This is a genomic window from Salinispora cortesiana (assembly GCF_000484695.1).
GTDB classification, from domain to species: domain Bacteria; phylum Actinomycetota; class Actinomycetes; order Mycobacteriales; family Micromonosporaceae; genus Micromonospora; species Micromonospora cortesiana.
The window spans coordinates 1-4,059 of the sequence record NZ_AXVR01000120.1 but is presented as its reverse complement, the minus strand read 5'-3'; the positions used below and the strand labels follow the sequence as shown (position 1 = coordinate 4,059).

General features: G+C 65.9%; 5 protein-coding genes and 4 pseudogenes. 2 read left to right on the top strand and 7 right to left on the bottom strand.

Annotated elements, in window-relative coordinates:
- Positions 1 to 93 precede the first annotated feature (93 nt).
- Positions 94 to 354, top strand: a pseudogene (locus tag K228_RS0124060) (nuclear transport factor 2 family protein); the annotation flags it as partial.
- A 92-nt stretch (positions 355 to 446) separates the two neighbouring features.
- On the opposite strand, the gene K228_RS29920 reads toward K228_RS0124060, so the two are convergent.
- The 7 genes and pseudogenes from K228_RS29920 to K228_RS0124050 all read right to left on the bottom strand — a co-directional run bounded on the left by K228_RS29920 (position 447) and on the right by K228_RS0124050 (position 3,289).
- Positions 447 to 800 (bottom strand): DUF5915 domain-containing protein, encoded by a 354-nt coding sequence (locus K228_RS29920; RefSeq protein WP_245603588.1) that lies wholly within the window; start codon positions 798 to 800, stop codon positions 447 to 449.
- Entirely contained in the window at positions 691 to 1,230 is a 540-nt protein-coding gene (locus K228_RS30305; protein ID WP_342667141.1) for a class I tRNA ligase family protein, read from the bottom strand. Before K228_RS30305 ends, K228_RS29920 begins: the two co-directional genes overlap by 110 nt.
- 123 nt (positions 1,231 to 1,353) lie before the next feature.
- Entirely contained in the window at positions 1,354 to 1,521 is a 168-nt protein-coding gene (locus K228_RS30090; RefSeq protein ID WP_281171613.1) for a hypothetical protein, read from the bottom strand.
- Between the two features lie 76 nt (positions 1,522 to 1,597).
- Positions 1,598 to 1,717: pseudogene (locus K228_RS30085) on the bottom strand (class I tRNA ligase family protein); the annotation flags it as partial.
- A gap of 194 nt (positions 1,718 to 1,911) precedes the next feature.
- Entirely contained in the window at positions 1,912 to 2,043 is a 132-nt protein-coding gene (locus K228_RS30080) for a class I tRNA ligase family protein (RefSeq protein ID WP_342667140.1), read from the bottom strand.
- A 178-nt stretch (positions 2,044 to 2,221) separates the two neighbouring features.
- Positions 2,222 to 2,269, bottom strand: a pseudogene (locus K228_RS29910) (hypothetical protein); the annotation flags it as partial.
- 432 nt (positions 2,270 to 2,701) lie between these two features.
- Complete coding sequence (locus K228_RS0124050; protein ID WP_025620664.1) at positions 2,702 to 3,289, bottom strand: DinB family protein; 588 nt, start codon at positions 3,287 to 3,289, stop codon at positions 2,702 to 2,704.
- A gap of 242 nt (positions 3,290 to 3,531) precedes the next feature.
- Here K228_RS0124050 and K228_RS27935 point away from each other — a divergent pair.
- Positions 3,532 to 3,808 (top strand): annotated as a pseudogene (locus K228_RS27935) (alcohol dehydrogenase catalytic domain-containing protein); the annotation flags it as partial.
- Between the last annotated feature and the right edge of the window lie 251 nt (positions 3,809 to 4,059).

Genomic DNA, 4,059 nt, shown 5'->3' with positions numbered 1-4,059 from the left:
CGCAATCACCATTTTCCCTTGCCTGGCAGGCACTTTCGCCTTTCCGGACCTCACGAAACCGTTACAAGATCACCACCTGGTGAATGTCCCGGGTATACGGACCCAAAAGCAGACGTCAGTGGACACGAGGCGATCAACACCCTTATCAGTGCCGTCCAGGAGCAGGTCCCGGGCATGACCTTCACCCTGGCCGGGCCGGTCGACACCCACCACGACATTGCCCGCTTCACCTGGCACCTCGCTCCAGCCGGGGCAGCCGAGCCGGTGGCCGTTGGCTTCGACGTGGTCAAGGCCGACGACGGCCGACTCTCCGCGGTATACGGCTTCCTCGACAAGGAGCCCACCGCCAGCTGACCGCACGGTCAGCGGTCGGAGAAGCAGCCATCCGGGGCGTCGCCACTGCGATATGGGCCCCGGATGATCCCGGACCAGGAAGGCGGGCCCGATCATCCGGGCGCCCTTTCTGGCCCGGGCGCCAACACCTCGTGCGCGGCGGAGCCAAAGGTCAGGCCGAGTGGCTCGTCGGTGAACGACTCCGCGTCGGGCCAGGTAGGCGTGCCCTCGGCACAGTCAGTGGCCAGGACCTCGTCGGCTACGAGGGTCCGGTGTTCCACGAGAGCCCGGGCGGCTTCCTCCCGGTGGGGCTGGTAGCGCAACCTGATCCGGTCGGTGGCCTCAAGGCCACTGTTCTTACGGGTTTCCTGAATCAGTCGGATCGCGTCCCGGGCCAACCCGGCACGACGCAACTCGGGCGTGAGATCGAGGTCCAGGGCGAGCGTCGCTCCCGCCTCGCTGGCCACCGCCCAGGGCCCGAAAGTTCGCCTTCGCCGTGGTGTCCACCAGCGAGTCCCTGGCAGCGCCGAGCGCGGCGACCGAGCCCACGTTCAGCTCCGCCGCGACTTCGGCCAGGAGCTCCGGTGGGAGCGTCGCGAAGTCGGGACCGGAGGCGAGAGCTCGGGACAGCGGTTGACGGACCTTCATCCCCGACTCGGCCCGCGCGGTGCGCCCCAGCTCCACCAGGCGCCGGGCAAGGATCATCTGTTCGGACAGCCTCGGGTCCACCAGGGCTGGGTCTGCCACCGGATAGGCGGCCAGGTGAACCGAGGGCGCGGCGCCCGGGGTGACCGGAGATACCAAATCCTGCCAGACCCGCTCGGCAATGAAGGCCGACAACAGTCGACCCGCCTGGTGCGTGTCGAAGTCGGCCAGAGCGGCGTCGACCCGCCCCACCAGAAGGTGCAGCTCGGAGAGGAGCCACCGGTACAGCACGGGCCGGTCGGCGGGTGACGGGTCGGCAGGTGACGGCGACCAACCTGCGGTACGGCCGTACAGGGCCTGGAAGGCAACGGTGTTTCAGTAGGTCAGCAGTACCTTTCGGACTACCTCCTGGAGCGCGGTGTGCCCGATCCGACGAGCTGACCAGGGAGACCCGACCGCGGCCATGAACCATCGGACGGCGTCGGCGCCGTGCCGGTCCAGCAGCGGGATCGGCTCCAGGGTGTTGCCGAGGTGCTTGGACATCTTTTCGCCCGTCCTCGGCCAGGATGTGCCCGAGGCAGACCACTGTCTCGTACGGCGACTGGTCGAACACCAGCGTGCCCACCGTCATCAGGGTGTAGAACCATCCGCGGGTCTGGTCGATGGCCTCCGAGATGAACTGCGCCGGGTACTGTGCGGCGAACTCGTCCGCGCCACGGTACGGGTACCCGAACTGCGCGAACGGCATAGCTCCCGAGTCGTACCAGGCGTCAGTGACCTCCTCGACTCGCCGAGCTGTCGCGCCGCACCCGCAGGCGAGGGTCACCTCGTCCACGAAGGGTCGGTGCGGGTCAAGCTCGCTGTGGTCGATTCCAGTCAACTTGCTCAGTTCGGCCAACGAGCCAGGCAGGTCAGGTGTCCCTCGGGGCACCGCTAGATCGGCAGCGGCGTGCCCCAGTAGCGCCGCCGGGACAGCGCCCAGTCGACGTTGTTGGCCAACCAGTCGCCGTACCGGCCGTGCTTCACGGTCGCCGGGTGCCAGGTGGTCCGTTCGTTCTCCCGCAACAAGGCGTTCCGAACGGCCGTGGTGCGGATGTACCAGGACGGCTGGGCGCAGTAGAGCAAAGCCGTGTGGCAGCGCGCCAGCAGTGTGGGTAGCTGTGCTCGTACGGGAACTCGCGGAACAGCAGTCCCAGCCCGCCTTGCGGTTGACGTGGAAGCCCTTCATCGTCCGATAGCGTGCGAAGACGTCCTTGAACACCCGCGCCTCGATGTGGTGGGCACCGGGCATACCGTTGGCGGTCGGTGGCCCCTCGTAGAAACACCCACTCCGGGCGGCCCTGCGACTGCTCCAGGCTCCGGGCGAAGATGTCACTCTCCCGCCAGAAGCGCAGGACCTCGTGGTCAAGGGTGGGCAGGTCGATCTGGGTTGGAACGCTGCGGTACACGCACATCTCCTCCGACGGAACAGACGACAAGCTCCGGCGGAGGGACGAGACCCCGAGGTCCCGCGGTACCACCCTCCTTGGCCGCATACGGCCCGCTCACTTCAGGGTGCGGTCGTTCTACTCGGCCTCGCGGCCTTTCTTCCGACGGCTCCGGGGTGATCTTCCCCGCCGTGCAGCCCCCGGGCTTCCACCATCCCCGGGTCACTCATGGCTGCGTACGGAGGTACTCGTCCCCATCAACTGAGCGCCACGCACGTGGTCGCGCAGACCGTGCGCTATCCGAACCGCTGGGCGAGATCGGTCAGCCGCACGACATAGTCCGACCAGTCGTAGTCGGGAACGCTGGTGTTGCCCGCATGCCAACCGATCGATCCATCGTGCTGCTCGCGAAGGATGTCAGCCTGGCCCAGGTGACGGGTCAGGTCACAGGTGACGTGAACGATGATTCGTTGCAGGGTCACATCCTGCCGGTCTGGCCGCCACCAACTCACCCGCCCGGGAGCATCAAGTGGAAGCTGCTCGATCGTCTGGTCCGCAAAGGCGGCCACCCGACGATACAGCTCGATCAGCCCATCCTTCGTCTCGTCTACCTCCGCATACCAGTCCGCCTGCGAATCCTTTTCATACGCCTCCACTGAAACCATTTCCTCCGGCTTGGGGAACTCACGCCCGAAGGTAGGACCAAAGTAACCAGCCTCAACGTTGAGGCAATGTTTGAGGATTCCCAGCAGGTTGTTGCCGGTTGACGTACGCGGCCATCTCGCCTCGCGTTCGCCCAGCCCGTCGAGTTTCCAGATCAGATCGTCACGAGTTGCCTGCAGGTAGTGGTGCAGCACGCCCTTCGGATCACGCATGTCAGCCATGCCCGCCAGTCTGCCATCAGCCCAACACTGGCATGAAAAGGGTTAAATTAATAGAATTCGTACATCCCGCCATTGCCGCCTGAATCGCCAGGGGTCAACCTTGACCTGCAGTGGACTTGAGGTTTGATACCTCCCTCAGCTGCCGGGGCCGCCGGGACACCCGGGTCCGAGCACCCGGCGTCACTCCGCGTCGAAGCCCCAGATCCAGGACAGAGAGAAGAGAGAGAAGTGACCCTTATGAAATGACGTCCTTCGGTGGGCCGGAGGTTCTGACGCTGACCGAGGTCGCCAGCCCGCAGGCCGGCCCCGGCCAGCTGCGCGTCCGCGTGCGGTCAGCCGGGGTCAACCACTTTGACACCGCCATCAGGAAGGGGTGGGCACCGCCGACGGTAGACAACTCCTTCCCGGTCGTCCCCGGCAACGAGTACGCGGGCGTCGTTGACCAGGTGGGCGAAGGCGTCGCTGGGCATTCGGGGGGACACCGTCCTCGGCTACTGCACGTTGGGCGCCATCTCCGACAGGCACTCCCGCTCGCGCAGGCCGCCGAGGCAACACCGCTCGATCGAGACCGGGCGCGGGCGGGGAAAGATCGTTCTTCTCGTGGACTCCCATCGTGAACAACATCGAAATTTGCAGCCAGGCGATCGATACAACACTGAAATCGATCACGCCGGTTAGTACTCCAGCCGGGGATTGTGATCACGGTTCGGTGAGGGCTTGTCGGGCGTAGTGGCTGGTCGTGGCTCGTGCTTGGTGACGGCGTCGGCGTA

Excerpts from the sequence above, each read along its gene's own strand:
- K228_RS0124050 (WP_025620664.1), bottom strand. The coding sequence starts at position 3,289 with ATGGCTGACATGCGTGATCCGAAGGGCGTGCTGCACCACTACCTGCAG.
- K228_RS30090 (WP_281171613.1), bottom strand. The coding sequence starts at position 1,521 with ATGTCCAAGCACCTCGGCAACACCCTGGAGCCGATCCCGCTGCTGGAC.